3 protein-coding genes are annotated in these 2,474 nt (G+C 68.3%); all 3 read right to left on the bottom strand.

Translation table 11 applies throughout. The features are described 5' to 3' along the window. Positions 1–289: 289 nt before the first annotated feature. Genes pyrE through J7J55_06880 form a run of 3 tightly spaced genes read right to left on the bottom strand, consistent with a single transcriptional unit; the run spans position 290 to position 2,472 of the window. Positions 290–871: an orotate phosphoribosyltransferase gene (gene pyrE, locus J7J55_06890; GenBank protein ID MCD6142425.1), complete on the bottom strand. Its 582-nt coding sequence runs from the start codon at positions 869–871 to the stop codon at positions 290–292. Then, positions 858–1,757 (bottom strand): dihydroorotate dehydrogenase, encoded by a 900-nt coding sequence (locus J7J55_06885; protein MCD6142424.1) that lies wholly within the window; start codon positions 1,755–1,757, stop codon positions 858–860. The genes pyrE and J7J55_06885 overlap by 14 nt, the downstream gene beginning before the upstream one ends. Next, positions 1,750–2,472, bottom strand: coding sequence for a dihydroorotate dehydrogenase electron transfer subunit (locus J7J55_06880; protein MCD6142423.1), 723 nt, complete (start codon positions 2,470–2,472; stop codon positions 1,750–1,752). The genes J7J55_06885 and J7J55_06880 overlap by 8 nt, the downstream gene beginning before the upstream one ends. Positions 2,473–2,474: the final 2 nt, after the last annotated feature.

Genomic DNA, 2,474 nt, shown 5'->3' with positions numbered 1-2,474 from the left:
CGGCTGTACGTTGTCCGGGTGCTGTGTGCTCATACATCGGGGAACATTCATCCGACACTCCTTAAAAGAATCCTCACATTGCAGCAAACGAGTTTCAGACAATAGAGTATCTCGTACCGTGCACCCGGGAAGACTACAGGGTCGGGCTCGGCAATGCAACACCAGTCCTGCAGGCTAGCGCGCACCGTTTAATCGTCCTTGTCGTAAGAGCGGAAAGTTGAGTCTCAGCCTGGCTTTCAGTTCATGCTCCCCAACGCAGCAAAGACCGAGCCTGCCCATGGAGTGAGCGTTATCGCTTCCTGCTTCCCGGCTTGACGTACGGGATCCCGCGGCGGCAGAGCGGGCAGTCGTCCGGTGGATAGACCGGGATCTCCATCCGTACGGCCGCGATCACCGGGAGCGAGAGCTCCGTCCCCGTCGGCCGACGGTCGACGATGCAGGCGATTCCCACCGGGACGCCACCGTGCCCCTCCACCAGCTGCGCCACCTCGAGCGAGGAGCCGCCGGTGGTGACGACGTCCTCGGCGATGAGGATCCGCTCCCCCGGGCTGATCTCAAACCCGCGGCGGAGCGTCATCCTCCCCTCCGCGTCCCGCTCGGAGAAGATCGCGCGGGTCCCCAGCGCCCGCCCGAGCTCGTAGGCGATGATGATCCCCCCGAGCGCCGGACCGATGACCGCATCGATCTTTCCCAAATCCTCGGCCTGTTCCGCCAGCAAGCCCGCCACCCGGGCCGCCAGCGCGGGATGCTGCAGGAGCTTGGCGCACTGCACGTAGCGCGGGGCGTGGTTCCCGGAGGAGAGGAGGAAGTGCCCGTCGAGCACCGCTCCCACCGAGATCAACAGCTCCTCTACTTCCTTACCGCTGAGCACTGCCGCGGATCACCTCCCAATTCCCGATTCCCTTCTCGTCCATGTACCTCTCCAACCCGGCGACGATCCTCACCGCGGCGAGCGGGTCGACGAAGTTCGCCGTACCCACCTGTACCGCGTGTGCCCCAGCCATGATGAACTCGAGCGCATCGCGCCAGTCGCTGATCCCGCCGATCCCGACTACCGGGATCGTCAGCGCACCGGCGAGCTCGTACACGATCCGAAGCGCGATCGGCTTTATCGCCGGGCCGGACAGCCCGGCGACCACGTTGGCGAACACGGGTCGTCCGGTCTCGATGTCGATCGCCATCCCGCGGAACGTGTTCACCGTGCTCACCGCGTCCGCCCCCTCCTCCTGCGCGGCGCGGGCGACCGCGATCCCGCCTGCCGGAGGGAGCTTCACCCACAGCGGCACCGTGCACGCCCGCCGCGCCCGCCGGACCACCCGAGCTGTGCGGCGGGCGTCCTCCCCGACCGGTCCGCCTTGCGACACGTTCGGGCAGGAGACGTTGAGCTCGATCGCGTCCACCGGCGAATCGCAGAGGCGAGCGACCGCCTGTTCGTACTCCGCCGGGCTATCACCCCACACGTTGGCGATCACCGTGATCCCTTGTTCCTTCATGCGGGGAAGCTCCTCGCGGATGAACGCGTCGATCCCCGGGTTCTGCAGTCCGATCGAGTTGAGCAGCCCGCACGCGGTCTCATGCAACCGCGGCGGCGGGTTCCCATCCCGGGGGCGCAGGGTGAGCCCCTTGGTGCAGACCGCCCCCAGCCGGGCCGGATCGTAGATCTCCCCGTACTCCGCCCCGAACCCGAACGTCCCTGCCGCAGCGATCACCGGGTTTTTCAGCCGCAGCCCGCCGACGACGACCGTCATATCACCCATCCCAGATCACCTCGGATGCCGGGAAGACCGGGCCGTCCCGGCAGACGCGCGCGTACCCGTGCACCGTCCTGACCGCGCAGCCGAGGCACGCCCCCACCCCGCATGCCATCCGGGCCTCGAGCGAGACATGCAGCGGTACCTCGGCGCGGCGGCAGACCCGATCGAGCGCGGCGAGCATCGGGAGCGGACCGCACGCGTAGCAGGCGTCGTACCCGTCCGGACGGAAGATGTCGGTGACCACGCCCTCGGTCCCACCCGCGCCGGTCTCGGAGGAGACCAGCACCCGCGCCGCGACCCGCGCGAATTCATCCACCAGGTATGGCGCGTCGGCGAACCCGAGGTAGACATCGGCGTTCCGCAGGATCTTGGCCGCGTAGTAGAGGGGCGCGATCCCGAGCCCGCCGCCGACGAGGGCGATCCGCCCGGCCCGTTGCGGCCAGCCGTTCCCGAGCGGCCCGGTGAGCCCGACCGCGTCCCCGGGCGAAAGCCGGCTGAGGAGCTCCGTCCCCCGGCCGCGGACCCCGTACAGGAACGAGATCCCGTTTTCATCGCGATCGAACACGCTCAACGGACGGGACAGGAGCGGGTCGCGGGCCCAGGCGCGCACCATGTAGAACTGGCCCGGGGCGGCGGAGTATTTCCCCTCCAGTTTGAGGAGGAAGACCCCGGCGGCCACCCGGACGTTGGACGCCACCCGCGCCTCTACGACATCTATCC

The sequence above is a fragment of the Candidatus Bipolaricaulota bacterium genome, from assembly GCA_021159055.1.
In the GTDB taxonomy this organism is placed as follows: Bacteria; Bipolaricaulota; Bipolaricaulia; order UBA7950; family UBA9294; genus S016-54.
Note: the sequence above shows the minus strand (reverse complement) of the source record. Positions and strands in the feature narration are given on the sequence as shown.

Excerpts from the sequence above, each read along its gene's own strand:
- J7J55_06885 (MCD6142424.1), bottom strand. The coding sequence starts at position 1,757 with ATGGGTGATATGACGGTCGTCGTCGGCGGGCTGCGGCTGAAAAACCCG.